Source organism: Actinoplanes sp. NPDC024001, assembly GCF_040638955.1.
Taxonomy (GTDB): domain Bacteria; phylum Actinomycetota; class Actinomycetes; order Mycobacteriales; family Micromonosporaceae; genus Actinoplanes.
Map to the genome: position 1 here is coordinate 13,770 of NZ_JBEZZB010000052.1, position 26,214 is coordinate 39,983.

At 72.2% G+C, this 26,214-nt stretch carries 24 protein-coding genes; 13 read left to right on the forward strand and 11 right to left on the reverse strand.

Annotated elements, in window-relative coordinates; genetic code table 11:
• The first annotated feature begins 13 nt into the window (after positions 1 to 13).
• Genes AB0F81_RS21275 through AB0F81_RS21290 form a run of 4 tightly spaced genes read left to right on the forward strand, consistent with a single transcriptional unit; the run spans position 14 to position 4,645 of the window.
• Complete coding sequence (locus tag AB0F81_RS21275; protein WP_360199762.1) at positions 14 to 934, forward strand: OB-fold domain-containing protein; 921 nt, start codon at positions 14 to 16, stop codon at positions 932 to 934.
• Positions 931 to 1,920 (forward strand): lipid-transfer protein, encoded by a 990-nt coding sequence (locus AB0F81_RS21280; RefSeq protein WP_360199764.1) that lies wholly within the window; start codon positions 931 to 933, stop codon positions 1,918 to 1,920. Before AB0F81_RS21275 ends, AB0F81_RS21280 begins: the two co-directional genes overlap by 4 nt.
• Positions 1,917 to 3,068 (forward strand): thiolase domain-containing protein, encoded by a 1,152-nt coding sequence (locus tag AB0F81_RS21285; protein ID WP_360199766.1) that lies wholly within the window; start codon positions 1,917 to 1,919, stop codon positions 3,066 to 3,068. Before AB0F81_RS21280 ends, AB0F81_RS21285 begins: the two co-directional genes overlap by 4 nt.
• Entirely contained in the window at positions 3,065 to 4,645 is a 1,581-nt protein-coding gene (locus AB0F81_RS21290) for a GMC oxidoreductase (protein WP_360199768.1), read from the forward strand. Before AB0F81_RS21285 ends, AB0F81_RS21290 begins: the two co-directional genes overlap by 4 nt.
• A gap of 358 nt (positions 4,646 to 5,003) precedes the next feature.
• Here AB0F81_RS21290 and AB0F81_RS21295 read toward each other — a convergent pair whose 3' ends face one another.
• Positions 5,004 to 6,230, reverse strand: coding sequence for a cytochrome P450 (locus tag AB0F81_RS21295; RefSeq protein ID WP_360199770.1), 1,227 nt, complete (start codon positions 6,228 to 6,230; stop codon positions 5,004 to 5,006).
• 96 nt (positions 6,231 to 6,326) lie between these two features.
• Here AB0F81_RS21295 and AB0F81_RS21300 point away from each other — a divergent pair, with 96 nt between their 5' ends.
• Together AB0F81_RS21300 and AB0F81_RS21305 are read left to right on the forward strand one after the other, a co-directional pair.
• Positions 6,327 to 7,442, forward strand: a complete 1,116-nt coding sequence (locus tag AB0F81_RS21300) for a steroid 3-ketoacyl-CoA thiolase (RefSeq protein ID WP_360199772.1) — start codon at positions 6,327 to 6,329, stop codon at positions 7,440 to 7,442.
• Positions 7,443 to 7,452: 10 nt separating this feature from the next.
• A complete protein-coding gene (locus AB0F81_RS21305) occupies positions 7,453 to 7,620 on the forward strand; it encodes a hypothetical protein (RefSeq protein WP_360199774.1) in 168 nt (55 codons plus the stop codon).
• Here the strand turns inward: AB0F81_RS21305 and AB0F81_RS21310 are convergent.
• The 4 genes from AB0F81_RS21310 to AB0F81_RS21325 form a co-directional block, all read right to left on the reverse strand.
• Positions 7,605 to 8,726, reverse strand: coding sequence for a glycosyltransferase family 4 protein (locus tag AB0F81_RS21310; protein WP_360199776.1), 1,122 nt, complete (start codon positions 8,724 to 8,726; stop codon positions 7,605 to 7,607). The two genes, AB0F81_RS21305 and AB0F81_RS21310, sit on opposite strands and share 16 nt — an antisense overlap.
• A 7-nt stretch (positions 8,727 to 8,733) precedes the next feature.
• Positions 8,734 to 9,789: a DUF3068 domain-containing protein gene (locus tag AB0F81_RS21315; protein ID WP_360199778.1), complete on the reverse strand. Its 1,056-nt coding sequence runs from the start codon at positions 9,787 to 9,789 to the stop codon at positions 8,734 to 8,736.
• Positions 9,790 to 9,884: 95 nt separating this feature from the next.
• Positions 9,885 to 10,661, reverse strand: coding sequence for an SDR family oxidoreductase (locus AB0F81_RS21320; protein WP_360199780.1), 777 nt, complete (start codon positions 10,659 to 10,661; stop codon positions 9,885 to 9,887).
• A complete protein-coding gene (locus tag AB0F81_RS21325; RefSeq protein WP_360199782.1) occupies positions 10,658 to 11,803 on the reverse strand; it encodes an acyl-CoA dehydrogenase family protein in 1,146 nt (381 codons plus the stop codon). Before AB0F81_RS21325 ends, AB0F81_RS21320 begins: the two co-directional genes overlap by 4 nt.
• 85 nt (positions 11,804 to 11,888) lie before the next feature.
• On the opposite strand from AB0F81_RS21325, the gene AB0F81_RS21330 reads away from it, so the two are divergent.
• Genes AB0F81_RS21330 through AB0F81_RS21360 form a run of 7 tightly spaced genes read left to right on the forward strand, consistent with a single transcriptional unit; the run spans position 11,889 to position 19,670 of the window.
• On the forward strand, positions 11,889 to 13,400 hold the full coding sequence (locus tag AB0F81_RS21330; RefSeq protein ID WP_360199784.1) for a FadD3 family acyl-CoA ligase: 1,512 nt from the start codon (positions 11,889 to 11,891) through the stop codon (positions 13,398 to 13,400).
• Positions 13,397 to 14,233, forward strand: a complete 837-nt coding sequence (locus AB0F81_RS21335) for an enoyl-CoA hydratase (protein ID WP_360199842.1) — start codon at positions 13,397 to 13,399, stop codon at positions 14,231 to 14,233. Before AB0F81_RS21330 ends, AB0F81_RS21335 begins: the two co-directional genes overlap by 4 nt.
• A complete protein-coding gene (locus AB0F81_RS21340) occupies positions 14,230 to 15,297 on the forward strand; it encodes an acyl-CoA dehydrogenase family protein (RefSeq protein WP_360199786.1) in 1,068 nt (355 codons plus the stop codon). Before AB0F81_RS21335 ends, AB0F81_RS21340 begins: the two co-directional genes overlap by 4 nt.
• Positions 15,294 to 16,226 carry an acyl-CoA dehydrogenase gene (locus tag AB0F81_RS21345; RefSeq protein ID WP_360199788.1) on the forward strand — a complete coding sequence of 311 codons (933 nt, stop codon included), beginning with the start codon at positions 15,294 to 15,296 and terminating at the stop codon, positions 16,224 to 16,226. Before AB0F81_RS21340 ends, AB0F81_RS21345 begins: the two co-directional genes overlap by 4 nt.
• Entirely contained in the window at positions 16,223 to 17,212 is a 990-nt protein-coding gene (locus AB0F81_RS21350; protein ID WP_360199790.1) for an acyl-CoA dehydrogenase family protein, read from the forward strand. The genes AB0F81_RS21345 and AB0F81_RS21350 overlap by 4 nt, the downstream gene beginning before the upstream one ends.
• Positions 17,213 to 17,258: 46 nt before the next feature.
• On the forward strand, positions 17,259 to 19,049 hold the full coding sequence (locus AB0F81_RS21355) for a protein kinase (RefSeq protein ID WP_360199792.1): 1,791 nt from the start codon (positions 17,259 to 17,261) through the stop codon (positions 19,047 to 19,049).
• 9 nt (positions 19,050 to 19,058) lie between these two features.
• Entirely contained in the window at positions 19,059 to 19,670 is a 612-nt protein-coding gene (locus AB0F81_RS21360; protein ID WP_360199794.1) for an SMI1/KNR4 family protein, read from the forward strand.
• A gap of 133 nt (positions 19,671 to 19,803) precedes the next feature.
• Here AB0F81_RS21360 and AB0F81_RS21365 read toward each other — a convergent pair whose 3' ends face one another.
• From AB0F81_RS21365 to AB0F81_RS21390, 6 genes are all read right to left on the reverse strand, one after another.
• Complete coding sequence (locus AB0F81_RS21365) at positions 19,804 to 20,466, reverse strand: DUF4232 domain-containing protein (RefSeq protein ID WP_360199796.1); 663 nt, start codon at positions 20,464 to 20,466, stop codon at positions 19,804 to 19,806.
• Between the two features lie 154 nt (positions 20,467 to 20,620).
• Positions 20,621 to 21,658, reverse strand: a complete 1,038-nt coding sequence (locus AB0F81_RS21370; protein ID WP_360199798.1) for a Gfo/Idh/MocA family oxidoreductase — start codon at positions 21,656 to 21,658, stop codon at positions 20,621 to 20,623.
• Complete coding sequence (locus tag AB0F81_RS21375) at positions 21,655 to 22,638, reverse strand: ABC transporter permease (RefSeq protein ID WP_360199800.1); 984 nt, start codon at positions 22,636 to 22,638, stop codon at positions 21,655 to 21,657. Before AB0F81_RS21375 ends, AB0F81_RS21370 begins: the two co-directional genes overlap by 4 nt.
• Positions 22,635 to 23,594: an ABC transporter permease gene (locus tag AB0F81_RS21380; RefSeq protein WP_360199802.1), complete on the reverse strand. Its 960-nt coding sequence runs from the start codon at positions 23,592 to 23,594 to the stop codon at positions 22,635 to 22,637. Before AB0F81_RS21380 ends, AB0F81_RS21375 begins: the two co-directional genes overlap by 4 nt.
• Positions 23,587 to 25,104 carry a sugar ABC transporter ATP-binding protein gene (locus tag AB0F81_RS21385; RefSeq protein WP_360199804.1) on the reverse strand — a complete coding sequence of 506 codons (1,518 nt, stop codon included), beginning with the start codon at positions 25,102 to 25,104 and terminating at the stop codon, positions 23,587 to 23,589. Before AB0F81_RS21385 ends, AB0F81_RS21380 begins: the two co-directional genes overlap by 8 nt.
• A gap of 8 nt (positions 25,105 to 25,112) precedes the next feature.
• Positions 25,113 to 26,171 (reverse strand): ABC transporter substrate-binding protein, encoded by a 1,059-nt coding sequence (locus AB0F81_RS21390; RefSeq protein ID WP_360199806.1) that lies wholly within the window; start codon positions 26,169 to 26,171, stop codon positions 25,113 to 25,115.
• Positions 26,172 to 26,214: the final 43 nt, after the last annotated feature.

Here is a 26,214-nt window from a genome sequence, read left to right on the forward strand (position 1 = left end):
CGTGGAAGCCCCGATGACGATCGCCTTCGATTACACCCGCTCGTTGGGGCCGGTGCTGGGCCGGTTCATGGCGGGGCTGCGCGACCGGCGGGTGCTGGGCAGCCGGACCGCGGACGGCCGGGTCCACGTGCCGCCGGTGGAGTACGACCCGGTCACCCACGCACCGGTCACCGACCTGGTCGAGGTGCTGCCCACCGGCACCGTGGTCAGCTGGACCTGGACCGAACGCCCGCTGGAGGGCCAGCCGCTGGAGAAGCCGTTCGGGTGGGCGCTGGTCCGGCTCGACGGGGCGGACACTCCCCTGCTGCACGCGGTCGACGCCGGCGCGCCGGACCGGATGCGCACCGGGATGCGGGTGCGGATCCGCTGGTCGGAGAACCCCACCGGGCACATCCGCGACATCGCCTGCTTCGAGCCGGAACCGGCTGAGCCGTCCGCACCGGGCGAGCCGGGCGAACCGGTGACGATCATGACGACGCCGATCCGGCTGCACTACCGGCACACCACCTCCGACGAGGAGGACCGCTACCTGCGCGCGCTCGCCGAGGGCCGGCTCATCGGGCAGCGCTGCCCGGTCTGCCGCAAGGTGTACGTGCCGCCGCGCGTCTGCCCCGCCGACGGGGTCGCGCCGGACGAGGTGGTCGAGGTCGCCGACCGCGGCACGGTCACCACGTTCTGCGTGGTCAACGTGCCGTTCGCCGGGCAGCGGCTGGACCCGCCCTACGCGGTGGCGCAGGTGCTGCTGGACGGCGCCGACATCCCGATCCAGCACCTGATCCTGGGCGTCGCCGCCGACCGGGTGCGGATGGGGTTGCGGGTGGCCGCGGTCTGGCGGCCCCGGGAGCAGTGGTCCACCACGCCGGAGAACATCGCCCACTTCGAGGCCACCGGCGAGCCCGACGCACCCTACGAGTCGTACGCGGAGCATCTGTGAACGCCGTCGCCGTCATCGGTTTCGCCCGGTCCGACTCCTCGCTCACCACCAGCGGGGTGGAGACGCTGGTCCCGGTCATCGGGCAGGCGCTCGGCGCGGCCGGGCTGCCCAAGGAGCGGGTGGACTTCTGGTGCTCCGGATCCTCGGACTATCTGGCCGGGCGGGCGTTCTCGTTCGTCAACGCGGTCGACGCGATCGGGGCGGTGCCGCCGATCAGCGAGTCGCACGTGGAGATGGACGCGGCGTGGGCGCTCTACGAGGCCTACGTCAAGATCCTGGCCGGGGAGGCGGAGACCGCGCTGGTGTACGGGTTCGGCAAGGCCAGCGCCGGAGAGCTGCACCGGGTGCTGGCGCTGCAGCTGGACCCGTACACGGCGGCGCCGCTGTGGCCGGACGCGGTGGCGGTGGCGGCGCTGCAGGCCCGGCTGGCCCTGGACGCGGGCATGTTCACCGAGAACGACATGGCGGCGGTGGCGGCTCGCGACACCCGTGCCGATGCCACGGCACTGCTCGCTCAGCCGTACGTCTCCGATCCGTTGCGAGCCCACGATGTGACCAGGGTGACCGACGGTGCCGCCGCGATCGTGCTCGCCGCCGGCGAGCGGGCCACCCGGCTGCGTGAGCGCCCCGCCTGGATCTCCGGGTTCGCGCATCGCGTCGACCCACCGGGGCTGGGCGAACGTGACCTGACCGCGGTGCCGTCGGCGACCGCCGCGGCCCGCGACGCCGGGCTGGACGGCGACGTGGCCCTGGTGGCGCTGCACGCGCCGTTCACCTCACAGGAACTGCTGCTGCGGGCGGCGCTGGACATCCCGGCCGGGAAGGTCATCCCGGGTGACGGCGACGCGATGTTCTCGGCCGGGCTGTCCCGGATCGGCGCCGCGGCCGAGGAGGTGATGTCCGGGCGGGCGAACCGGGTGGCCGGGCACGCCACCAGCGGGCCCGCCCTCCAGCAGAATCTCGTATGCGTGCTGGAGAGCCGATGAGACGCGCCGCTGTACTCGGAACCGGGCAGACCCACCACCGCACCCGCCGCACCGACGTGTCGATGGCCGGGCTGTGCCGGGAGGCGATCGACCGGGCCCTGGCCGACGCCGGCACCGACTGGTCACAGATCGACGCGGTGGTGCTCGGCAAGGCGCCGGACCTGTTCGAGGGCGTGATGATGCCGGAGCTGTTCCTGGCTTCCTCTCTGGGCGCCGTCGGGAAGCCGCTGCTGCGGGTGCACACGGCCGGATCGGTGGGCGGGGCCACCGCGATCGTGGCGACCAGCCTGATCCGCTCCGGGGTGCACCGGCGGGTGCTGGCGGTGGCGTTCGAGAAGCAGTCCGAGTCGAACGCGATGTGGGCGCTGTCGATCCAGCCGCCGTTCACCGCGCCGATCGGGGCCGGGGCGGGCGGGTACTTCGCGCCGCACATCCGGTCCTACATCCGGCGCTTCGACGCGCCGCCGCACATCGGGGCGCTGGTGGCGGTCAAGGATCGGCGCAACGGGGCGCTCAATCCGTACGCTCACCTGCGCCAGCCGGAGATCACCCTGGAGTCGGTGCAGTCGTCGACGATGCTGTGGGACCCGGTGCGCTACGACGAGACCTGCCCGTCGTCGGACGGGGCGTGCGCCATCGTGATCGGGGACGAGGCGGCGGCTTCAGCATCCGCGCAGCAGGTGGCCTGGATCCGGGCCACGGCGATGCGGACCGAGCCGACCTTCTACGCCGGGAAGGACCACGTCAATCCCCGTGCCGGGGTTGCGGCGGCATCCGCGCTGTGGTCGGCGGCCGGGATCAAGTCGCCGCTGGATGAGATCGATGTGGCCGAGCTGTACGTGCCGTTCTCCTGGTTCGAGCCGATGTGGCTGGAGAATGTTGGATTCGTCGGGCAAGGGCAGGGGTGGAAGCTCGTCGAATCGGGCGAGACCCGCATCGGTGGGGCGCTGCCGGTCAACCCGTCCGGCGGGGTGCTCTGCTCCAACCCGATCGGCGCGTCCGGGCTGCTGCGGTTCGCCGAGGCGGCCATGCAGGTGATGGGGCGGGCCGGTGACCATCAGGTGGCGGGGGCGGCGACCGCGCTCGGCCACGCGTACGGGGGCGGATCCCAGTTCTTCTCCATGTGGGTGGTCGGGAGGCAGCCGTGAAACGCCGTACCGTGCTCCAGGCCGGCGCGCTCAGCGCCGGCGCCGTCGCCCTGCGCCAGGTGCCCGCCCTGCGGGGCCGCACCGCGGTGATCATCGGCAGCGGGTTCGGCGGCGCGGTCGCGGCGCACCGGCTGGCCAGGGCCGGCATGGTGGTGACCGTCCTGGAACGCGGCCGCCGCTGGACCGTCGACGGCTCCGGCACCACCTTCTGCACGATCAGCGACCCGGACTGGCGCTGCGCCTGGTTCGGCGACCGGCCGCCGCTCGGGCTGGACACCAGCAAAGTCATCGAACGCCGGGCCGGGCTGATCCAGAAACACGTCGGCGACGGCATCCAGGTGATGTGCGGGGCCGGCGTCGGCGGCGGCTCCCTGGTGATCGGCATGTTCCTGCCCCAGCCGCGGCGGGCCGACTGGGAGAAGGTCTACCCGGCCGAACTCCCCTACACCGAGTTCGACACCGTCTACTGGCCGCGCGCCCGGCAGAACCTGGGCGCCGCCACCATCCCCGACGACATCCAGGCCGCCCCCGGCTTCGAGGGCGCGCGGGCCTGGCTGCAGTACGTCGCCGAGTTCGGCCGCACCGCGGTCCCGGTGCCGTTCGGCGTGGACTGGGACGTCGTCCGCGACGAGCTCGCCGGACGGGCGGTCAAGTGCCACTCGATCGGTGAGGGCCCGTTCGGCAGCAACTCCGGCGCCAAACACAGCGTCGACCGCAACTATCTCGCCTGGGCCGAAGCCACCGGCAACGTGACCGTGCTGCCGCTGCACGAGGTCACCGAGATCCGCGAGGTGTCCGGGCAGGAACGCTTCGAGGTGGCCTGCCGGCAGATCGACGACCGGGGCGCCGTGCTGGCGTCCAAGGTGCTGCCGGCCGAGTTCCTGTTCCTCGCCGCGGGGTCGCTCGGCAGCACGTCGCTGCTGCTCACCTCCCGCGCCCGCGGGCGGCTCCCCCGGCTGACCAGCACCGAGGTCGGCAAAGGCTGGGGCAACAACGGGGACTTCCTGATCGCCCGCCTCAACCTGCGCAAGACCGTCGGCAGCGCGCAGGGCGGGCCGGGCAACTCACGCTTCTTCGACGACAGCAATCCGTACGCCCCGGCGTCGATGGCCTGGGAAGCCGCACCGATCCCGTCCTGGCTGCCGTCCACGACCGCGCACCTGATCACCAGCCTGGCGCCGGAACGCGGCGAGATCCGCTACGACGCGGCCACCGGCACCGGGAAGGTCCACTGGCCGTATGCCGAGATGCAGACGTCGTCGGACAGGGCCGGGCGGGATCTGGCGACCCGGCTGTGGTGGGCCACCGAGGGCAGCAAGGACAGCCTGCTCACCGGCCTGCCCACCTACGACCGCAACACCGGCATGGGGCTGGGCTCCCACAACACCTACCATCCGCTCGGCGGCCTCGTGATGGGCAGGGCCACCGACTTCGCCGGCCGGGTGGCCGGCTACGCCAACCTCTACTGCGTCGACGGCGCCCTGCTGCCCGGCTCCGCCGCGCTCGCCAACCCGGCGCTCACCATCACCGCCAACGCCGAACGCTGCCTGGACACCTTCCTGGCCACGCACTCCTGACCCCGCCGCCGCTGCGGCGGAGACCTTCCCGACACCCGCATCCGTACGCGGGATGCGCCCGCACACGGCCTGCCAGCCGGGCAACTCGGCTGACGCCCAGCGCTGTGTTCCCGGCGCGAACGCGACACCCCACGCCAGCCGGACCACCCGGCTGACCCCCAGCGCTGTATTCGCGGCGCTAACTCGACACCCCACGCCAGCCGGGCGCCTCGGCTGACGCACAGCGCTGGGCGAGCGGCGCGAACACGACACTGCGGGGCAGCCGGGCGGGGTGGCTGACGCACAGCGCTGGGCGAGCGGCGCCGGCACGGCGCTGGGTGGCGGCTGGGTGGGCGGGCTGAGGGCGGGGTGCCTGTGGTCAGCGGTAGCGGACCGGGAGGTGCTTGATGCCGTTGATCCAGCCGGAGCGCAGCCGCTGGGGCGGGCCGGCCAGGGTGATGTCGGGCATCCGGTCGGCGATCGCGTTGAAGATGAGGTCGATCTCCAGGCGGGCCAGGTTGGCGCCGAGGCAGAAGTGGGCGCCGCTGCCGCCGAAGCCGAGATGCGGGTTGGGGCTGCGGGTGATGTCGAACGTCTGCGGGTCGGTGAACACGTCCTCGTCGTAGTTGGCCGAGCCGTAGAACATCGCCACCCGCTGGCCGGCGCTGATCGGCACGCCGCCGAGAGTGGTGTCGTGCAGGGCGGTGCGCTGGAAGGAGTTGACCGGGGTGCCCCAGCGGACGAACTCGTCGACGGCGGTGCGCGGCCGGGTCTGCTTGTAGAGCTCCCACTGGTCGGGGTGTTCGAGCAGGGCCAGCATGCCGTGCGAGATGGCGTTGCGGGTGGTCTCGTTGCCGGCGACGGCGAGCATCAGCACGAAGAAGCCGAACTCGTCGGTGGACAGGTGCTCACCGTCGATCTCCGCCTTCACCAGGGTGGTGACGATGTCGTCGCGCGGGCAGGTCTGGCGTTCGTCGGCCAGCTGCATGGCGTAGCCGAGCAGGGACATCGCGGGTTCGATCGGGTCGGCGGTGGCCTGGTACTCCGGGTCGTCCTGGCCGATCATGGCGTTCGACCAGTCGAAGACGTTGCGCCGGTCGTCCTGGGGCACGCCGAGCAGTTCGGCGATGGCCTGCAGCGGAAGCTCGCAGGCGACCTCGGTGACGAAGTCGCCGGTGTCGGAGGCCGCGGCCTCGGCGACGATCCGCTCGGCGCGGGCGGTCAGCGCGGTGCGCAGGCTGTTGATGGCGCGCGGGGTGAAGCCGCGCGACACGATCGCCCGGTGTTTGGTGTGCTGCGGCGGGTCCATGTTGAGCAGCACGTAGCGCTGCAGCTCGATGCGGTCGCGCGGCATGTCCGCCTGGAAGCGGACGATCGCGGTGTTCTCCCAGCTGGAGTAGGTGTCGCTGTCGCGCGACACGGTCATCACGTCGGCGTGTCTGGTGACCGCCCAGTACCCGTCGTCGTCGAAGCCGGCGCTGCCGCGGGGCTGCGGGACCCAGCTGACCGGACAGTCCCGGCGGGCCTCGGCGAACTCGGCCTGGGGGATGCCGTGGACGTAGATGTCCGGATCGGTGAAGTCGATGCGGGTGCGCGGCTCGGCCACGGCTCCTCCTACAGCAACAGGTTCTACCGATTCAAACACGATCCTCGTACCGGATGGTAGGTTCAGGATAAGAACACGTTCTAGAAGGAGTCGAGCGTGGGTGTACCGGTGATCGTCGATGCGGTCCGCACCCCGATCGGCCGCCGTGACGGGTGGCTGTCGGGGCTGCACGCGGCCGAACTGCTCGGTGCCACCCAGCGCGCGCTGCTGTCGCACTCCGGGCTGGATCCGGCCGTGGTGGAGCAGGTGATCGGCGGGTGCGTCACGCAGGGCGGCGAGCAGTCGAACAACGTGACCCGGACCGCGTGGCTGCACGCCGGCCTGCCGTACGCGACGGGGTGCGCAACCGTCGACGCGCAGTGCGGCTCCGCCCAGCAGGCCGCCCACCTGATCGCGGGGTTGATCGCGGCCGACGCGATCAGCGTCGGCGTCGCCTGCGGGGTGGAGTCGATGAGCCGGGTGCCGTTGCGTGCCAATCTGGGCACCGCGGGCTCGCCCCGCCCCGACTCGTGGGATCTGGACCTGCCGAATCAGTATGTGGCGGCCGAGCGGATCGCCGAGCGGCGCGGGCTGAGCCGGGCCGACCTGGACCGGTTCGGGGTGCGCTCGCAGGCGAACGCGGCCCGCGCCTGGTCGCAGGGCCGGTTCGACCGCGAGGTGACCCCGGTGGCCGGGGTCAAGCGTGACCAGGGGCTGCGGGAGACCACGCTGGAGGGGCTGGCCGGGCTGCGGCCGGTGCTGCCGGACGGGCGGCACACCGCGGGCACCTCGTCGCAGATATCCGACGGCGCGGCGGCCGTGCTGCTGATGGACGCGGACCGGGCCGCCGAGCTCGGGGTGCGGCCGCGCGCCCGGATCGTCGCCCAGTGCCTGATCGGCGCGGAACCCTACTACCACCTGGACGGACCGGTCAGCGCGACCGAGCGAGTTCTGTCCCGGGCAGGCATGAAAATCGACGATGTGGATATCTTCGAGGTGAACGAGGCATTCGCAAGCGTCGTTCTCTCCTGGCTCGGGGTGTACCACGCGGACCCGGACCGGGTTAACGTCAATGGTGGGGCGATCGCGCTGGGCCATCCGGTCGGCAGCACGGGCGCCCGGCTGATCACCACCGCACTGCACGAGCTGGAGCGGTCGGGCAGCGGCACCGCGCTGATCACCATGTGCGCGGGTGGCGCGATGTCCACCGCGAGCATCATCGAGCGGCTGTGAGGAGTTTCGGATGCTACTGGTGAAGAGCCTCGTGGTGAGTGCGATCGTTGCGATCGTGCTCGCGGTCATCGGCGTCACGGCGATGATGGCCGCGCTCAACCCGAGCGCCACCGAGGTCGCCTCCAACACGTCCAACGGGGACCCGGCGGTGCCGCCGGACTTCTACGGCACCCGCTGACGGGGCCGGTCCGCTGCTTCGTCCACCACCCGGGCGAAGCGGCGGCCCGACTCGGTCCAGGTGAAATTCTCGGCGTAGGCATGGGCTGCCGCGCCGAGCCGCCGCCGTGCCGCATGGTCCCAGAGCAGCCAGCGGATCTTCGTGACGAAGTCGTCGAGGTCGTCGGCGAGCAGCCCGGTGTGGCCGTCGACGATCGCGTCACGCACCCCGCCCGCCTCGCGGAACGCGATGGTCGGGGTGCCGCGCTGCCCGGCCTCCAGGATGGTCAGCCCCCACCCCTCCTTGAGCGACGGGAGCAGCGCCACCCAGCAGGTCGCGAGCAGCCGGTGTTTGCACTGCTCGCTGATGTGCCCGGTGAACTCGGTGCGCTCGGCGACGCCGAGCGCGGCGGCCAGCCGCCGCAGCTCCGGCTCCCACCAGCCGCGCCCGGCCACGACCAGCCGGGCGTCCGGCAGCGCGACCAGGGCGCGCAGGGCCAGTTCGACGCGCTTGTGCGGCACCAGGCGGCCGAGCACGACCAGGCTGGGGTACGGCGTACGCGGGAAGTCCGCCCCGCGTGCCGGGGTGACGCCGTTGCGGACGATGGTGATGCGCTCGGGGCCGACGCCGAGCCGGACGAGTTCCTCGCGGGTCGCCTCGGAGACGGTGACGTATCGGCAGCGGCGGTAGACCCGCGGGGCGAGGCGGGACTCCAGCCACCAGCCGAGGCGGCCGCGCCAGCCGGGCAGCACCACCGGCCACTGTTCGCGGTGCACGTGGTGGACGACCACGAGGGTCGGGCAGCCGGCGTAGAGCGGGGACAGGAACGGGACGCCGTTGCAGACGTCGACGATCAGGTCGGGCCGCAGACCGCCGGTGAGGTAGGTCCAGAACGCCCACAGGTAGACGGTGCGCCAGCCGCCGCGCCGCAGCACCCGTACGCCGGTGGGCAGGGTCTCGTCGGCGGGCGCGCCGGGATGCGCGGCGCAGAGCAGGGTAACCTGGTGGCCGCGCGCCACGAGTTCGGCGGCGACCCGTTCGACGAAGACCTCGGAGCCGCCTCCGTCGGGGTTGCGGGTGTCCCTCCAGTTGAGGAACAGGACATGGCGGTGCCGGGTGGCGGGCACGATCGGCTCAGGCCTGCGCTCGGGTTGTCTCGGGCTCCTCGGCGGCGTACGCCGGGAGGGGCCGCTGTGGCCGGCGGTCGCGGCGGGCGAGCAGATAGCCGAGCACGGCCAGCAGCACCCCGACGACGGCGAGCATGATCGGCACGTAGACGCCGAGGACCAGCAGCATGGTGCGCCCGCTCGACGCCTCCTCGTGGACCGCCTCGAGGGTGGCCTGGTCGTAGCTCATGTCCGCGTCGAAGATGACCACCGGCGTGCCGACGGTCGGCACGAGTTCGCGGTGCTGCTGCTCGCGGTATCCGACGATGGCGCCGGTCTCGGGCTCCACCCAGAGGGTGCGGGTCGCCCGATAGGTGACCGAACCGGTGGTGGAACCGGGGGTGAGGAAGCCGAGCAGGGCGCTGAGCTGCTGCGGTTCCATCTCGATCACCTGGTCCGGGATCTCCTGCTGGAACCGGTAGGTGGGCAGCCCGTTGTACTCCTCCTCGTCCTGGTACTGCATCGGCAGCGCCTCGTGCAGGGCGGAGTCCCAGTAGAGGTAGGTCTCCTTCTGCGTGCCGAACGGGAAGAGGTAGAGCTGGCCCTCGAAGTCGACGTTGCCCGGCGCGCAGGCGATGTTCTGCGCCGGGTCCTCCTGGGTCTCGTTGTGGCACTGCCCAGCCCAGGACACGGCGGCACCGGATTCGCGGTCGAGGGCGATCCGGCTCTCCGAGCGGTTGATCGCGGCGCCGGTGTCGGTCCGGTCAGTGGCGTGGTACACGTTCCAGATCACCGTATTGCCGGCCCGGTCGCCGGTGAGTTCGGCGGCGGCCTCGAAGTCCGGTTTGATGCCGGTGATCGTACGCAGGCCGGCGTTCTCCACGGTGAGCTGTGGCGCACCGTCCGGGCCCAACTGGGCCTGGGCGAACGTGGCGTTGGTCGCCTCCACGACGGTGTCCGGCGGGACCAGGTCGAGGGGCACCTTCCGCTGGGACGGGACGATGATCCAGGCCAGCGCGCCGGCCACGAGCAGGCAGAGAACCCCCAGCCCGAAGAGTGTCGCACCTGTGAACCGCCGCTTCATCGCGTCCTCCTCACAGTAGAACGCGTTACAATCTACTTATCCGTAACATAGATGAAAACCCCTGAGTAAATGCAGATGACGCAGGTTCTGGAGCATCAGGGATGCTGGCTGCTGACCGAAAGGCACTCGCCGGTGAGGTAGGAGGCGTAGTCGCTGGCGAGGAACGCCACCACGGTCGCCACCTCCCACGGGTGCGCGGCCCGGCCGAACGCCTCCCGCCCGGCCAGCACGGCCAGCTCCTCCTCGCTGATCACCCTGCTGAGGAACGGATGCGCGGCGAGGCTGGGCGCCACCGCGTTGACCCGGATGCCGTGCCGCGCCACCTCCAGCGCGGTGCACCGGGTGAAGGCCATGACACCGGCCTTGGCTGCCGCGTAGTGCGACTGGCCGGCCTGCGCACGCCAGCCGAGCACCGAGGCGTTGTTGACCACGGCGCCGCCGCCACCCTGGGCGATCATGCGGCGCAGCGCGGCCCGGGTGCAGCGGAACGTGCCGGTCAGGGTGACGTCGAGGACCAGGTCCCACTCGTCGTCGGTCATCTCGGTCACCGGGCGGTCGCCGCCCAGCCCGGCGTTGTTGACCAGGACGTCGAGGCGGCCGTACCGGTCGCAGGCGCCGCTGATCAGCCGCTGAACGGCGGCCTCGTCGGTCACGTCGCAGGGGATCGCCCAGACCCGGGCCGGGTACGCGTCGGCGAGCCGGTCACGGATCTCACCGAGCCGGCGTTCGTGGCTGTCGCCGAGCACCACGCGGGCGCCCTCGTCGAGGCAGCGGCGGGCGACCGCGGAGCCGATCCCGGCGCCGGCCGCGGCGGTGACCACGACGACCTTGCCGGTCAGCAGTCCGCGACCGGCCGGGGGCTGCGGGTTCACCGTCGCGCCTGGCGGGGCAGGCCGAGGACGCGCTCGGCGATGATGCCGCGCTGGATCTCGTTGGAGCCGCCGTAGACGGTGTCGGCGCGGCTGAACAGGAACAGCCGATGCCAGCGCTCGGCGTCGCGGTCGTCGCCGCCGGTGGCGAGCACGTCCATCGCCAGCTCGCCGAGGCCCTGCCGCCAGCGGGTCCAGAGCAGCTTGACCACCGAGGGGTTGCCGGGCGGGGGCTGTGGCGCGGACAGCGAGCGCAGGGTGTGCGAGCGCAGCACGGTCAGGTCGATCCAGGCGCGGGTCAGCCGTTCGCGCAGCAGCGGGTCGGTGGCCGCGCCGGTGCGCCGGGCCAGCGCGACCAGGTCGTCGAGGTCGCGCTGGAAGCCGATCTGCTGGCCGACGGTGGCGGCTCCCCGCTCGTACGCCAGCGTGGCCATGGCGACCTTCCAGCCGTCGCCGGGGCGGCCGACGACCAGGCCGGCCTCGGTGCGGGCGTCGTCGAAGAAGACCTCGTTGAACTCGCTGTCCCCGGTGAGCTGCCGGATCGGGCGGACCGTGACGCCGGGCTGGCGCATCGGCACCAGCAGGTAGGACAGGCCGCGATGCCGGGGGCCGCCGTCCGGGACCGGCTCGGTGCGGGCCAGCACGAAACACCAGTCGGCGACGTGGGCGAGCGACGTCCACACCTTCTGTCCCGTGAGAACCCAGTGGTCGCCGTCGAGGCGGGCGCGGGTGGTGACGCCGGCCAGATCGGAGCCGGCGCCGGGTTCGGAATAGCCCTGGCACCACAGTTCGTCGACGGCGGCCAGCGCGGGCAGGAACCGGCGCTGCTGCGCGGGCGTGCCGTGGTCCATCAGGGTGGGGCCGACCATGGTGGTGCCGATGTGGTCGACGCGGCTGGGGGCGGCGGCTTTCGCGTACTCCTCATGGAAGATCACTTGCTGGGTGAGGGAGGCGCCGCGCCCACCGTGCGCCACCGGCCAGGCCAGCGTGGTCCAGCCGGCGGCGGCGAGCCGCCGGGCGAAGGCGAGCCGCTGCGGGAAGGCCTCGTTCTCCCGGCCGGGGCCGCCGGCGCCGCGCACGTCGTCGGTGAGGTTGGCGGCCAGCCAGTCCCTGATTTCCCGCCGGAAGGCCTCGTCGTCCTGCACTGGCGTCACCTCCGGGAGCGCGCGTACGCTCACCCTACCGACCAAGCACTTGCTTGGTAAACCACCTGTTCCTAGGAGGCCCCGGATGGACTCGACCATCCCGGCGGCGGTGGCGGAGGCAGCGCAACGGTTCGGTCCGGCGCCCGCGCTGGTGGAACCGGGCGTGGGGCGGTGGAGCTTCGCCGAGCTGCGAGACGAGGTAGGCAGGGTGGCCCGGGCGTTCATCGCGGCCGGGATCGACCCCGGTGGCCGGGTGGCCGTGTGGGCGCCGAACACGTCGCACTGGATGCTGGCGGCGCTCGGCGCGAGCTGCGCGGGCGCGACCCTGGTGCCGGTGAACACGCGGTACACCGGGGTGGAGGCGGCCGACGTGATCGGCCGCAGCGGCGCTCGTGCGCTGATGGTGACCGGGCCGTTCCTGGGCGCCGACCGGCTGGCGGCGTTGCGGGCGACCGGCGCGGAGCTGCCGCCGGTGGTGGTGCGGCTCACCGAGGACTGGGAGTCGTTCCTGGCCCGGGCGGACGAGGTGCCGGCCGACGAGGCGGACACCCGGGCGGCGACCGTCTCGCCGGACGACGTCAGCGACATCCTGTTCACGTCGGGGACGACCGGGCGCAGCAAAGGGGCGATGAGCGCCCACCGGCAGGCCCTCGGGGTGGCGGCGACGTGGGCCGAGCTCGGTGGGCTGTCCCCTGAGGACCGTTACCTCGTGGTGAACCCGTTCTTCCACAGTTTCGGGTTGAAGGCAGGGATCCTCGCGTGCCTGCTGAGCGGGGCGACCGTGGTGCCGCTGCCGGTCTTCGACGCGCGGCGGGCCCTGGAGGTCATCGCGGCGGAGCGGATCACCGTGCTGCCCGGGGCGCCGACGCTCTACCTGAGTCTGCTCGATCATCACGCCCGGGACGCCTACGACCTGTCGTCGCTGCGGCTGGCGGTGACCGGGGCGGCGACCGTGCCGGCGGCGCTGGTCGAGCGGATCCGTGCGGAGCTGGGGTTCAGCACGGTGCTGACGGCGTACGGGCTGACCGAGGCCGTGGTGGCGACCATGTGCCGGCCCGGCGACGACCTGTGGACCGTGGCGTCGACCAGCGGCCGGGCGGCCGGCGGGATGCAGGTGCGGATCAGCGAGAGCGACGGGGAGGTGCTGCTGCGCGGGCCGAACGTGATGCTCGGCTACCTCGACGATCCGCAGGCCACCGCGGAGGCGATCGACGCCGACGGGTGGCTGCACACCGGCGACGTGGGGCGGCTGGACGAGCACGGCAATCTGACCATCACCGACCGGCTCAAGGACATGTACATCTGCGGCGGGTTCAACGTCTACCCGGCCGAGGTGGAGCGGGTGCTCGCCGAGATGACCGGCGTGTCCGAGGCGGCGGTGATCGGCGTGCCGGACAAGCGGCTCGGGGAGATCGGCCGGGCCTATGTGGTGCCACGGCCGGGACACGGGGTGTCGGTCATCGAGGTCATCCAGTACTGCCGGGAGCGGCTCGCCGGCTACAAGGTGCCGCGCAGCGTGGTGATGCGGCGGGAGCTGCCGCACAACGCCTCCGGCAAGGTCGTGAAGTACCAGCTGCGGCAGGAGCCGGCGTGGTGAGCGAGGTGGTGCTCTACGAGCGGCGGGGCCCGGTCGCGCTGGTCACCATGAACCGGCCGCGCTATCGCAACGCGCAGAACTCGGCGATGACGTATGCGCTGGACGACGCGTTCAGCCGGGCGGTCGACGACCCGGAGGTGGCGGTGATCGTGCTGGCCGGGGCGGGTGACCACTTCTCGGCCGGGCATGACATCGGCACGCCGGAGCGGGACGCGGACACGTCGTTCGAACGGCGGGCCGTGCAGTGGTGGGACCACACGTCGCGGGCCGGGGCGGACCGGCGGTATGCCCGGGAGATGGAGGTCTACCTGGGCATGTGCCGGCGGTGGCGGGAGATTCCGAAACCGTCGATCGCCATGGTGCAGGGGGCGTGCATCGCCGGTGGGCTGATGCTGGCGTGGGTGTGCGACCTGATCGTGGCGGCCGAGGACGCGTTCTTCGCCGACCCGGTGCTGCGGATGGGCATTCCGGGGGTGGAGTACTTCGCCCACCCGTGGGTGCTGGGGCCGCGGATGGCCAAGGAGGTGCTGTTCACCGGGGAACGATTCGGGGCGCGCCGGGCGTACGAGATCGGGATGGTCAATCAGGTGGTGCCGCGGGCGGACCTGGAGAGCGCGACCCTCGCCCTGGCCGAGAGGGTCGCCGGCATGCCGGCGTTCGGTTTGGCGCTCGCGAAGCGGGCGGTGAACCTGTGCGAGGACCAGATGGGGATGCGCTCCGGCATGGACGCGGTGTTCGGGCTGCACCATGTGGCGCACTCGCACAATGCGGAGGTCAGCGCGGATCCGCTGGCCGGCATGGACGCGGAGGCGATGAAGAAGGCAGCACGGTGAATCTAGAGCTGGACGCGGAGGCGGTCGCGTTCCGGAACGAGGTGCGGGAGTGGCTGGCGCGCAACGCGCCGGGCGCTTCGGAGGGTCGCGAGTGGGAGCGGAGCCTGGCTGACGCCGGTCTGGCGGCGGTGTCGTGGCCGGTGGAGTACGGCGGGCGGGCGGCCCCACCGTTGCGCGCGCTGATCTTCGATGAGGAGTACTACGCGGCCGGGGCGCCCCCGCGGATCGGACAGAACGGGTTGTTCCTGCTGGCGCCGACCCTGCTGGCGCACGGGACGGCGGAGCAGTGCGCGCGGATCCTGCCGCCGATGGCCCGTGCCGAGCAGGTGTGGGCGCAGGCGTGGTCGGAGCCGGAGGCCGGCAGCGATCTGGCGGCGATCCGGTCGCGGGCGGATCGGGTCGACGGCGGGTGGCTGGTCAGCGGGCAGAAGACGTGGAGTTCGCGGGCGGCGGTGGCGGACCGGGCGTTCGGGCTGTTCCGCAGTGATCCGGCGGCGGGGCGGCACCGCGGGCTGAGCTATCTGATGGTGGATCTACGGGCCGACGGGGTGAGTGTGCGGCCGATCCGGCAGATCGACGGGTCGGCGGGGTTCGCGGAGATCTTCTTCGATGAGGTCTTCGTGCCGGACGAGGACGTGATCGGGACGCCCGGGGACGGGTGGCGGGTGGCGATGAGCACGGCCGGGCACGAGCGGGGATTCTCGCTGCGAGGGCCGGGGCGGTTCACGGCCGCGGCGCAGCGTCTGGTCGCGTTGTGGCAGGAAGAGAAGGATCCGGCGCTGCGGGACCGGGTGGTGGACGCGTGGATCGGGGCGCGGGCGTACCGGATGCGGGCCTATGCGTCGATCGACACGCCGGCGCCGCCCAGCGCCACGAAATTGTTCTGGTCCGAGCTGGACGTGGCGGTGCACGAGACCGCGCTGGAGGTCCTGGGGGCGCGGGCCGAGATCACTCCGGAGTGGACCTCGGGCTATCTGTTCTCGCTGGCGGGGCCCATCTACGCGGGGACGAACGAGATCCAGCGGGACATCGTGGCGCAGCGGGTGCTGGGGCTGCCGCGATGAGGCTGGCGCCGAGCACGGAGCAGGTCGCGTTCGCGGCGACGGTGCACGAAGCGCTGTCCGCCTCCCTCGACTGGGAACGGCTTGCCGAGCTGGGTGTGGCCGGGCTGATCGTGCCGGAGCGGTGGGGTGGGTTCGGCGGGAGCCTCGCGGACCTCGTGGTGGTCGCCGAAGAGCTCGGGCATCATGCGCTGCCGGGAGCGGTCGCGGAATCCATCGGGGCGGTTCCAGCGCTGCTGGCCGGTCTCGCGGAGGACGGGCCGGCGGAGAAATGGCTGCCGGAACTGGCGGCCGGGCGGATCACGGCGACCATGGCGGCGCCGCCGTGGCAGCCGCTCGCCGTCGGCGCGGAGACGGCCGGGCTGATTCTGCTGGCGGGCCGGCACACGGTGTGGGCGGGGCGGGGCGGGACCTCGTACCCCTCGATGGACAGCGGGCGGCGCCTGACCGAGGTCTCCCCCGCCGGGGTTCTCGCGGGCGGCGCCGCCGGCGCCGTCACGCGGGCGGTCAACGTGGGCGCGCTGGTCAGCGCGGCCCAGCTGCTGGGCGCGGGGCGCGCCCTTCTGGAAACCACCATCGGGTACGCGCGCAAGCGCACCCAGTTCGGCCGGCCGATCGGGGCGTTCCAGGCCGTGCGGCACCGGCTGGCGGATGTGGCGGTCGGGCTGGAGTTCGCGCGGCCGCTGCTCCATGCGGCGGCGGTGACCGGGGCGGCGGTGGACGTGTCCGCGGCGAAAGTGGCGTGCGGGGAGGCGGCGCACCGGGCGGCCCGGGCGGCGCTGCAGGTGCACGGCGCGATCGGCTACACGCGGGAGCACGGGCTGGGCCGGTGGCTGACCAGCGTGCGGGCGCTGAGCCTCGCGTGGGGCACGCCGGCGCGGCATCGGGAACGGGTGATGGCGGAGCTTTCGTCAGGGGAGGCAACGGCGTGAACGAGGAACGCGAAGCCCTGCGCGAAGCGGTGCGGGGGCTGCTGGAGGGGTATCCGGCGCGGGCGGGTTTCGACGCCGGGCTGTGGGGGCGGCTCTGCAAGGAGATCGGGGTGGCCGGGCTGGCCGTGCCGCAGCGGTTCGGTGGGGCGGGGGCGGGGCTGCTCGAAGCCTGCGTGGTGTTCGAGGAGCTGGGGCGGGGGTTGACGCCGGTGCCGATGCTCGGGGCGGTGCTGGCGGGGCAGGCGCTGGTGCGGTCCGGGGACGAGGAGGCCTGCGCGCGGTTGCTGCCGGGGATCTGCGCCGGGGACCTGATCGCCGCGGTCGGCTTCGTACCGCCGGCCGGTGACTCGCTGAGCGGCGAGGTGCGGCATGTGCCGGACGTGGCCGAGGCCGACGTGGTGATCCTCTGCGCCGGGGACACGCTGTGGGAAGTGGATGCCGCGGCTGTCAGCCGCGAACCCGAGGAGTCGATCGATCTGACCCGGCGGCTGGGCACGGTGCGGCTCGACGGCGCGCACGCCCGCCGGCTCGGCACGGACTCGACGCCCACACTCGGGGACATCGGCTGCGTCGCGCTCAGCGCCGAACAGGTCGGCGCCGCGGCGCGCGCCCTGGAACTCACCCTCGACTACGTCAAGACCAGGCATCAGTTCGGCCGGCCGATCGGTTCGTTCCAGGTGCTGCAACACCGGCTGGCGGAAGCACACGTACGCCTGGAAGCCGCCCGCTCGGCCTCCTGGACCGCCGCCGAAGCGCTGGTCGCCGGCGCCCCGGAGGCCTCCTCGCTGGCCTCGGTCGCGAAGGTCTGCTGCTCCGAGACACTGCGGGCGGTAGCCGCCGAAATGGTGCAGATGCACGGCGGGATCGCCATCACCTGGGAGCACGACGCCCACCTGTACCTGCGCCGGGCGTACGCCTGCGCCCAGCTCTTCGGCTCCCCCGCCCAGCACGTCGAGCGCCTCGCGGCGGCCGCCGGTCTCGCCTGATGGATCAAAGGCAGGCGATGCGGGGCACGCCCACTAGCATGATCCGGTGCTTTCCCCAGGGATCGTCCTCAATGGCCGTTACCAGCTGACCCAGCGGATCGCAGCCGGGGGCATGGGCGAGGTCTGGCGCGGTTCCGACCTGCTGCTGCACCGCGAGATCGCGGTCAAGGTGCTGCTGCCCGCGCTGATGGCCGACCAGGAGTTCATCACCCGGTTCCGCACCGAGGCGCGGATGATGGCCGCGCTGCGCCATCCCGGGATCGTGCAGGTCTACGACTACGGCGAGAACGCGGCCGTCGGCAACGACAGCCTCGACTACCTGGTGATGGAGTACATCGAGGGCACCCCGCTGGCGAAACGCATCCAGCAGGCCGGCCGGCTCGGTCCCGCCGAGACGATGACCCTGGTCGCGCAGGTGGCCGAAGCCCTGCAGACCGCCCACGAAGCCGGCATCATCCACCGCGACGTCAAACCGAGCAACCTGCTGGTCCGCCCGGCCGGGGCGATCGTGCTGGTGGACTTCGGCGTGGCCCGGTCGGTCGGTGTCACCGGCATCACCAGCACCAACGTGGTGATGGGCTCGGCGCACTACATGGCGCCGGAGCAGGCGGAAGGCCGGCCGGTGTCGGCCGCCACCGACGTGTACGCCCTGGGTGCGGTCGCCTTCAGCTGCCTGGCCGGCCGGCCGCCGTATGTGGGTGACAACCCGCTGGCGGTGCTCGCCCAGCTGGTGCACGGCCAGCCGCCGGTTATGCCGGAGGATGTCCCGCCGGCGGTGGGTGCGGTGGTGCTGCGCGCTCTCGCCCGGGAGCCGGGGCAGCGTTTCCCCAGCGCCGCGGCGCTGGCTGAGGCGGCGCGGGCGGCCGCTTCCGCGCCTGCTTCGGTCCGTCCCGCGTCCGGTGTGTACGGGTCGGCGGTGCCCGGCCGGCCTGGAGCCGCCTTTGGTTCGGCTAGGCCCGGTCAGCCTGGAGCGGTTTTCGGCTCGGCGGCGCCGGGGCAGCCTGGGGCGGCCTTCGGCTCGGCGGCACCGGGGCAGGCGGCGTTCGGGGCCGCGGTCTTTTCGCCGGGCGATGCCTCCGCGCAGGAAGCGAAGCGGCGGCGGAAGAAGCTGCTCGCTGTTGTAGCCGGCGCCGCCGTGCTCGCCCTTGGTGGTACCGGTGTGGTTCTCGCCAACCAGTCGTCCGGCGGTGGCAGCCAGGCGCAGATTCAGCAGCCGTCGGCCCAGGCCGCGGGACAGGACGTGCCGGTGCGGGAGGAAGCCCCGGCCGCCGAACCCAGCAAGTCCAAGGGCGGCAAGACCGCCAAGCCGAACGGCACCACGCGGCCCTCGTCCCCGGCACCGGCCGGCGGCCGCTCGGTCCAGCCGGGGACGACCACCACGCCGACCGACGCCGCCACCACTCCCCCGGCGCCCGAACCGGGAACGACAGCGACGACCGGCACACCCACGACCGAGCCGACCACGGCCCCGACGACGACGCCGCCCGGGGCGGAACCGACCCAGCCGTACACCGCGGCGCAGGTCTGCGGCAGCGGCTACCAGGTGATCGACTCAGCCGCGCTGAAGGCCTCGGGCGCGGTCAAAGGCCGCGTCTACCTGCTCTACCAGGCCAGCAGCGGCAAGAACTGCGTGGTCACGCTCAAGACCACGTCGGTCGGTGAGAAGACCGCGACGACCGCATATCTTGAGGTCAAGGGCAAGAGCCGGGTGACCGACAGCGGCTCGTTCGCCTACTACGCCGGCCCGGTCCGCGCCGCGGCCGCCGCCACCTGCGTGAAGTGGGGCGGCTCGGTGGGAACGGCCACCTACGCGAGCCCGTTCGAGCACTGCGATTGATGCGGTCCGATGACGGCACGTACCGGTGAGCTGTGGAGAGGGCTTGAGGAGTGGCTGCGGGCCAACGCGCCGCGTACCTTCGCCACGCTCAACCCTGCGGCGGACGCCTCGACGGTGGCCTGGCTGGAGAGTCAGCTGGGCCTGGAGCTACCCGCTGAGCTGGTGGCGTGCCTGGGTCGCCACAACGGCGCCGACAACACCGCGGTGGGACCGGGCTTCTCCTTCATGGGCGGGTTTCACCTGCGCGACGCCGCCGGAATCGCGGCCGACGCGGCGGTGTGCCTGACCGTGCTGCGCCGGGCGCCGGAGACACGCGGCCGGATCTGGCACGAAGCCTGGATCCCTTTCGCCACCGACTTCGGCGGCTACTTCCTGGTGTACGACACTCGCCGGCGGCGTCCCTTCGGGACGGTCTTCTACCGGGACATGGTCGAGGGGCCCTGGTGCGCGAGCTGGGACTCGATGGAGAACCTGCTCGCCGACACCCTGGATGCCCTGGGGCAGAAACGGGTGAGCCGGGCGACGCGCCTGCCGCGGGACTACCCGTTCCTCGGCGGCTGGGCGACCGAGCGCCCCACCGTCCATGACGGCGTGCTGGCCTGGACCCCCGACCGAAGCTGACCGGGCCGGCGCTCGCGCCGCACGAGCACGCCGCCCGTCAGGCAGCGCCCGGGCGCGACGCCGCCGTGACGGATCTGCGAGCGGCGGCCAGGCGCCGGGCGCGACGCCGCCGTGACGGATCTGCGGGCGGTGGTCAGGCGCCGGATGTGCCGGGTGCTACCGGGTTGACCTGGCCGGCTGCCTGATTCGGCGCCGAGCACGCGGTTTGCGGCGCCGGGACGAAGACGGCGGCGGTTTCGTTCGGCGGGTAGACACGGTAGCCGCGTACCCGCACCGGCTTGCAGGTGGCGGTGTCGACGTTGCGGTAGTCGGCGATCAGGATCGCCGCGTGCACGCGGCTTCCCGGCGTGAGGGTGACCGTCCGCCTGGTGGCGTTGGTGCGAAGAAAAGCGCTGCCCACCTGCCTGCCCTCGGCGCCGGCGACGAAGGAGACGCCCGGGAAGCCGGTGAGCGTGCAGGAGAAGCCGGCGGTGTTCTCGAAGACCAGGAACTCGATGTGGTGCCCGGCCGCCGCCCCGCCGTCGTCCGCGTCGTCGGTGACCTTGAGGTTCCTGGTGAGGCAGCGTTCCACGGCCGGGCGTGCCGGGGTCCGGGTGGCGGTGGTCCGGGGCGCCGTGGCTGTTCGTGAGGTGGCGGGGTCCGGCGCCGCGGTCGTCGCGGAATCGGTGGGGCTCGGTGCCACGGTGGGCGGGGGCGTTGCCGGCGCGGCGCTCGGCTCGCCGGCCGTCGCTGTGGCGCATCCACCCGCCGCGAGCAGCAGTCCCGCCGCGGCGGCCGCCATCATCGTCCTGTGCATGGTCCCTCCGGTGATCAGCTCGTCGGTGAGCAGGATTTCCTCGCGTTACGCAGGGAAAACCGAGAGTGATCCTCGAGTCAGGGTTGAACCATCAGGGCCGGCGTGCGTGCCCACGGCGGGACCGCCACGATGGGACGCCGGCCGGTGCTGATCTTCATCCGGTGGTCACCCGCTGACCGGTCTCGAACGAGCGGATGACCGCGGTCGCCAGAAACAGCGCCCGCCGTCCTGCCGTGGCCGGCACCGGGGGTTCCGCGCCGGAGCGCAGAGCGGGCAGCAACGCGTCGACGTGCGCGTCGAACGTGGCGTGGAAGTCCCGGTCGAGGTCGTTGAAGTAGCCGGCCTGCCACACCCGGGCCGTCTCGTCGCCGGCGGCCTGGAAACTGTACCGGCGTACCGTGTCGTGGATCTGGACCCGCCCGGCGGTGCCGTTGAGTTCCACGACGTGCGTGTCGGGGTAGGCGTACGACGAGTCGTAGCTGCCCACCAGGCTGCCGACCGCGCCGTTGGCGAACCGCAGCGCGACCGCCATGGTGGACCAGCCGGCGCCGCTCGGGTCGGCGGCCTGCGCCATCACCGAGGCGATCGGGCCGCACAGGTGTTCCAGCATGTCCAGGCCGTGGCACTGGGTCTCGATCAGATTGGCGTGCGGGTGCCGGCTGGTACCCGCCTCACCGCCGAAGCGCCACGTCGCGAACGCCAGCCGGCCGAGGTCGCCACGAGCGATCGCTGCCGCGGCGAGGCGTACCGGTTTGGCGTACCGATGGTTGAAGTTGATCCCCACGAACAGCTTGCGGGAGGCTGCCTCAGCGACCAGGGTGTCGGCCTGCTCCAGGTCGAAGACCAGGGGTTTTTCCACCAGCAGCGGCACTGAGGCGCGGATCAGCCGCAGCGTCGGTTCGAAGTGGCCCTCGTTCGGCAGGCACACCGACACCAGCTCGGGGTGTTCGCGGTCCAGCATCTCGTCGATGTCGGTATAGCCGCGGGTGCCGGCCTCGCGGGCCCGGGCAGCGGTACGGTCGGGGTCGCGGCCCACGACGGCCACCAGCACGGTGTCGTCGCGCCGGGCGAACAGTTCGGCGTGCTGGCGGCCCCACCATTCGCCGGTGCCGACGACCGCCACCCGAACCGGGGCCGTGTCCGCCGGGGCGCGCCGGGCGACGCCGGGGGCGAAGCGCGCCGGGCGGTTCACCGCCGCCTCCGGCGGGCGAGCCGCGACTGCACCAGCACGACCACGATCAGGAAGGTGCCGCTGACCACCTGCTGGTAGTAGGAGGTGAGCGTGCCGACCTGGTTGATCAGGTTCTGGATCACCTTGAGCAGCAGCACGCCGGCGAGCGTCCCGCTCAGCGAGCCGGCCCCGCCGGTGAGCAGGGTGCCACCGATGACCACCGCGGCGATCGCCTCCAGTTCCCGGCCCTCACCGATGGTCGGCAGCCCGGAGGAGGTCTGCGCGGCGATGAGGACACCGGCGACGCCGGTGAGGACGGCGCTGAGCACGTACACCAGAGTCCGGACCCGGGCGACCGGCAGGCCCATCAGCTCGGTCGCCTCCTGGCTGCCGCCGATCGCGAAGACCGCCTGGCCGAACCGGGTCCGGTTGAGCAGCAACCAGCCGAGGCCGAAGGCGGCCAGCGCGATCCAGACGGGTGCGTGCAGGCCGAGCCAGCCGGCCTGGCCGAGGCGGGTGAGCAGCAGGTCGGCCGGGATGATGTGCACCGTGTTGCCCTCGCTGGAAACGGCGAACGCACACCCGCGGGCGAACAGCAGGGCGGCGAGCGTGACGATGAACGGGGCGATTTTCGCCCGGCCGATCAGCAGGCCGTTGACCAGGCCGAAGACCGCGCAGACGACCAGCGGCAGGGCGACGGCCACCGCGCTGCCCCACTGCGCGCCGTACGCGGTGAGCACCCCCGCCAGCGCCAGCAGCGACCCGACCGACAGGTCGATCCCGCCGCTGATGATGACGAAGGTCATCCCGGTGGCGATCAGTAGCAGGTAGGAGCTGTCCAGCGCGATGTTGCCGAGGTTCTGCCCGCTGGCGAAGCTGTCGCCGAACACCAGCGATCCGCCGATCAGGACCAGGGCCAGCACGATCGGCGCGCCGGCCCGATCCGGGCGCCAGCGCAGTTCGCGGGTGCTCACCTCGGCCCGAGCCGCCACCATGGTCATGCCGCGCCCCTGCCCCGCTGCACGTAGACGGCAGCGACGATGATGCCGGCCTGGATCATGCGGGCCGCGGAGTCGGGCAGGTTCTGCTGGATCACGGTCGCGGTGATGAGCTGCATCAGGAGGGCTCCCATCAGTGTCCCGAGAATGCGGACCCGGCCCCCGGACAGCGGGGTGCCGCCGACCACGACGGCGGTGATCGCGCTCAGTTCGATGAGCAGGCCGACGAACGACGGGTCGCTGGCGCCCTGCCGGGCGGTGGTGAGCAGGCCGGCGGTCGCGGCGAGCAAGCCGCTGAGCACGTAGACGGTGACCAGTGTCCGTTTGACCGGCAGGCCGGCCAGGGTGGCGGCGGCCCGGTTGCCGCCGGTCGCCAGCAGCCGGCGGCCGAACGCGGTGCGGTGCACGGCGACGCCGGCCGCGACGGTGATCGCCAGCGCCAGCAGCACGCTGATCGGTACGCCGAGGACGGAGGCGTTGCCCAGCGTGTCCAATGTGGGGTCGAAGATCTCCGTGAGGCGGCCGTCGGCGAAGACCAGCGCCAGTCCGCGCCCGGCCACCAGCAGGCCGAGCGTCGCGATGATCGGCTGCATGCCGGCGAACGCGATCAGCGTCCCGTTGACCAGGCCGACCAGGAGCCCGGCGGCGAGCGCGATCACGATCGCCACCCCCACGCCGTAGCCGAGATACAGCGGCAGCAGCGCCGCGGTGATCGCCATGGTCGCGCCGACCGACAGGTCGATGCCCTCGGTCGCGATGACCAGAGCCATCCCGATCGCCACGATGGCGACCGGCGCGACCTGCACGAGCTGCAGCCGCAGGTTGGTCACGGTGGCGAAGTTGGGCGTGAACACCAGGTTGAAGGCCAGCAGCGCGGCGATGGCCAGGTAGACCCCGGCCACCTGGAGAAAGGCCACCATTTCGGTACGCGGGGGAAGCGCGGTACGCAGGTCAGTCATCGTCCTCCTCCGCGGCCCTGGCGATGGTCCGCATGATCCGGTCCTCGCTGACCTCGTCCCCGCGGAACGTGCCGACCACCGCGCCGTCGCGCAGCACCAGCACCCGGTCGGCGCCCTCGACCACCTCCTCCAGCTCGGAGGAGATGAGCAGGACGCCGAGTCCCTGCTCGGCGAGTTCGTCGATGAGGGCCTGGATCTCGGCCTTCGCCCCGACGTCGATGCCCCGGGTCGGCTCGTCCAGGATCAGCACCTTCGGGTGCAGGCAGAGCATCCGGGCGAGCAGCACCTTCTGCTGGTTGCCGCCGGACAGCTCGCGGACCTTCTGGCCGGGGTGCGAGATCTTGATCTGCAGGCGCCTGACGAAGGTGTCGACGAGCGCGGCCTGGCGCCGCTCGGAGAGGAACCCGGCGACGGTGAGCCGGGGCAGCGCCGCGAGCACGATGTTGTCGCGGACCGAGAGGTCGCCGATCAGGCCCTCGGCCTTGCGGTCCTCGGGCACCATGCCGAGGCCGGCCCGGATGGCCGCCGCCGGCGACCAGCGCCGGGCACGCCGGCCGCCGACCTTGACGGAGCCGGCGTCGACCGGGTCGGCGCCGAAGACCGCTTTGGCCGTTTCGGTACGCCCGGAGCCGAGCAGCCCGGCCAGTCCGACCACTTCCCCGGCGTGCACGTCGACGCTGACCTCGTCGAGCAGCGGTCGGCGGGTGAGCCGTTCGGCGTGCAGCAGCGGGGTGCCGGTCACGTCGCGTTGCTCGTCGCCGAAGGTGGTGGCGCCGTGGCGGCGTACCTCGTCGATGTCGCGGCCGAGCATGGTGGCCACCAGCCGCAGCCGGGTGGTGCCGGCGACCGGGCCGCTGTGCGCGACCCGGCCGTCGCGCAGCACGGTGACCCGGTCGCAGGCCCGGAACACCTCGTCGAGCTTGTGTGTCACGTACAGCACCGCGACCTGCTGCTCGCGCAGCATCGCGACGACGCCGAGCAGCAGGTCGACCTCGCGGGGTTCCAGTGACGAGGTGGGTTCGTCCATGATGACCACGCGGGCGTCCGTGGACAGGGCCCGGGCCACGGCGATCATCTGCTGGACGCCGAGGCCGAGTTCGCCGAGCCGTCCGCGCACGTCGACGGTGATGCCGTAACGGGCGAGGATCTCGCGGGCGGCCCGGTGCATCCGGCGGTAGTCGATCAGGCCGAGCCGGTTGACCGGTTCACGGCCGAGGAACAGGTTGGCGGCGACGCTGCGCAGGGGCACCAGGTTGACCTCCTGGTAGATGGTGCTGATCCCGGCGGCCTGCGCGTCGCGAGGGCTGGCGAAGGCGACCGGTTCGCCCTGGTAGCGCAGGTCGCCCACGTCCGGCCGGTACACCCCGGTGATGATCTTTATGAGGGTGGACTTGCCGGCGCCGTTCTCGCCGACCAGCGCGTGCACCTCGCCGGCGTGCAGCGACAGTGAGACACCGTCGAGCGCGCGCACCCCGGCGAAGTGCTTGCGTACGGATCTGACCTCGATCACGGGGTGGCCTAGTACGCGTTGGCGAGTTCGGACTGGGCGTTCTCCTTCGTGTACTCCTTGTCGGAGATGATGGTCTTCTCGACGACGCCCTTGCCGCTGTAGAAGTCCTCCAGGGCCTGGAAGGCGAGCGGCCCGAACCGCGGGTTGGACTCGATGACGCCGGCGATCCAGCCGTCGATGATGCCCTGCACCGCGCCCTTGGTCCCGTCGATCGTGATGATCTTGACGTCGCCGGCCTTCTTCCCGGCGGCCTTCAGCGCGGCCACCGCTCCGAGCGCCATCTCGTCGTTCTCGGCGTAGATCGCGCTGATCCCCGGGTTCGCCGAGATCAGCTGCTCGGTGACCTTCTGGCCCTTCTCCCGGGTGAAGTCGCCGGTCTGCTCGGCGACGACCTTCAGCTGGGAGTTCTTGGCGACGAGCTGGTCCTTGAACCCCTTGGTGCGGTCGACGGTCACGTTGACACCGGAGGCGCCGAGCAGGATGGCCACCTCACCCTGGTCGCCGGTCGCCTTGATCATGGCGTCGGCGGCGCGCTGGCCCTGGACGACGAAGTCGGAGCCGATCCAGCCCAGGTAGTCCACGCAGGGCTTCTTGGTGGTGAGCAGCCGGTCGATGGTCATCACCGGCACTTTGGCGTCCTGTGCGGCCTTGAGCGCCGGGTCGAGTCCCTCGGAGTTGAGCGGCGAGATGATCAGCGCCTTGGCGCCCTGCGCGATCATGCCCTGGATGTCGGCGATCTCCTTGTTGAGATCGGACTGGGCGTTGGTGGTGATGAGCTTGATGCCCCGCTTGGCCGCCTCGTCCTTGATGGACTGGGTCTCGGTGATCCGGAACGGGTTGGCTTCCTTCTCCGACTGGGCGAAGCCGACCGTGATGGTCTTGAGGTCGAGGTCGGGGACACCGCCGTTGTACTTCTCCGGCGTGCAGCCGCCGGCTCCGGAGGTGGCCTGAACCTGCTGGGCGGCGGACCCGCCCGCCTCGGGGGTGTCGCCCTCGCCGGCGCTCCTGGTGCAGGCGGCGGTCAGGGCGAGGACGGCGATGACGGTGGCACCACGAATGAGACGCATCGGCGGCCTTCCTTCGCTTCGCTTAGGCATGGCAGACAGGCGC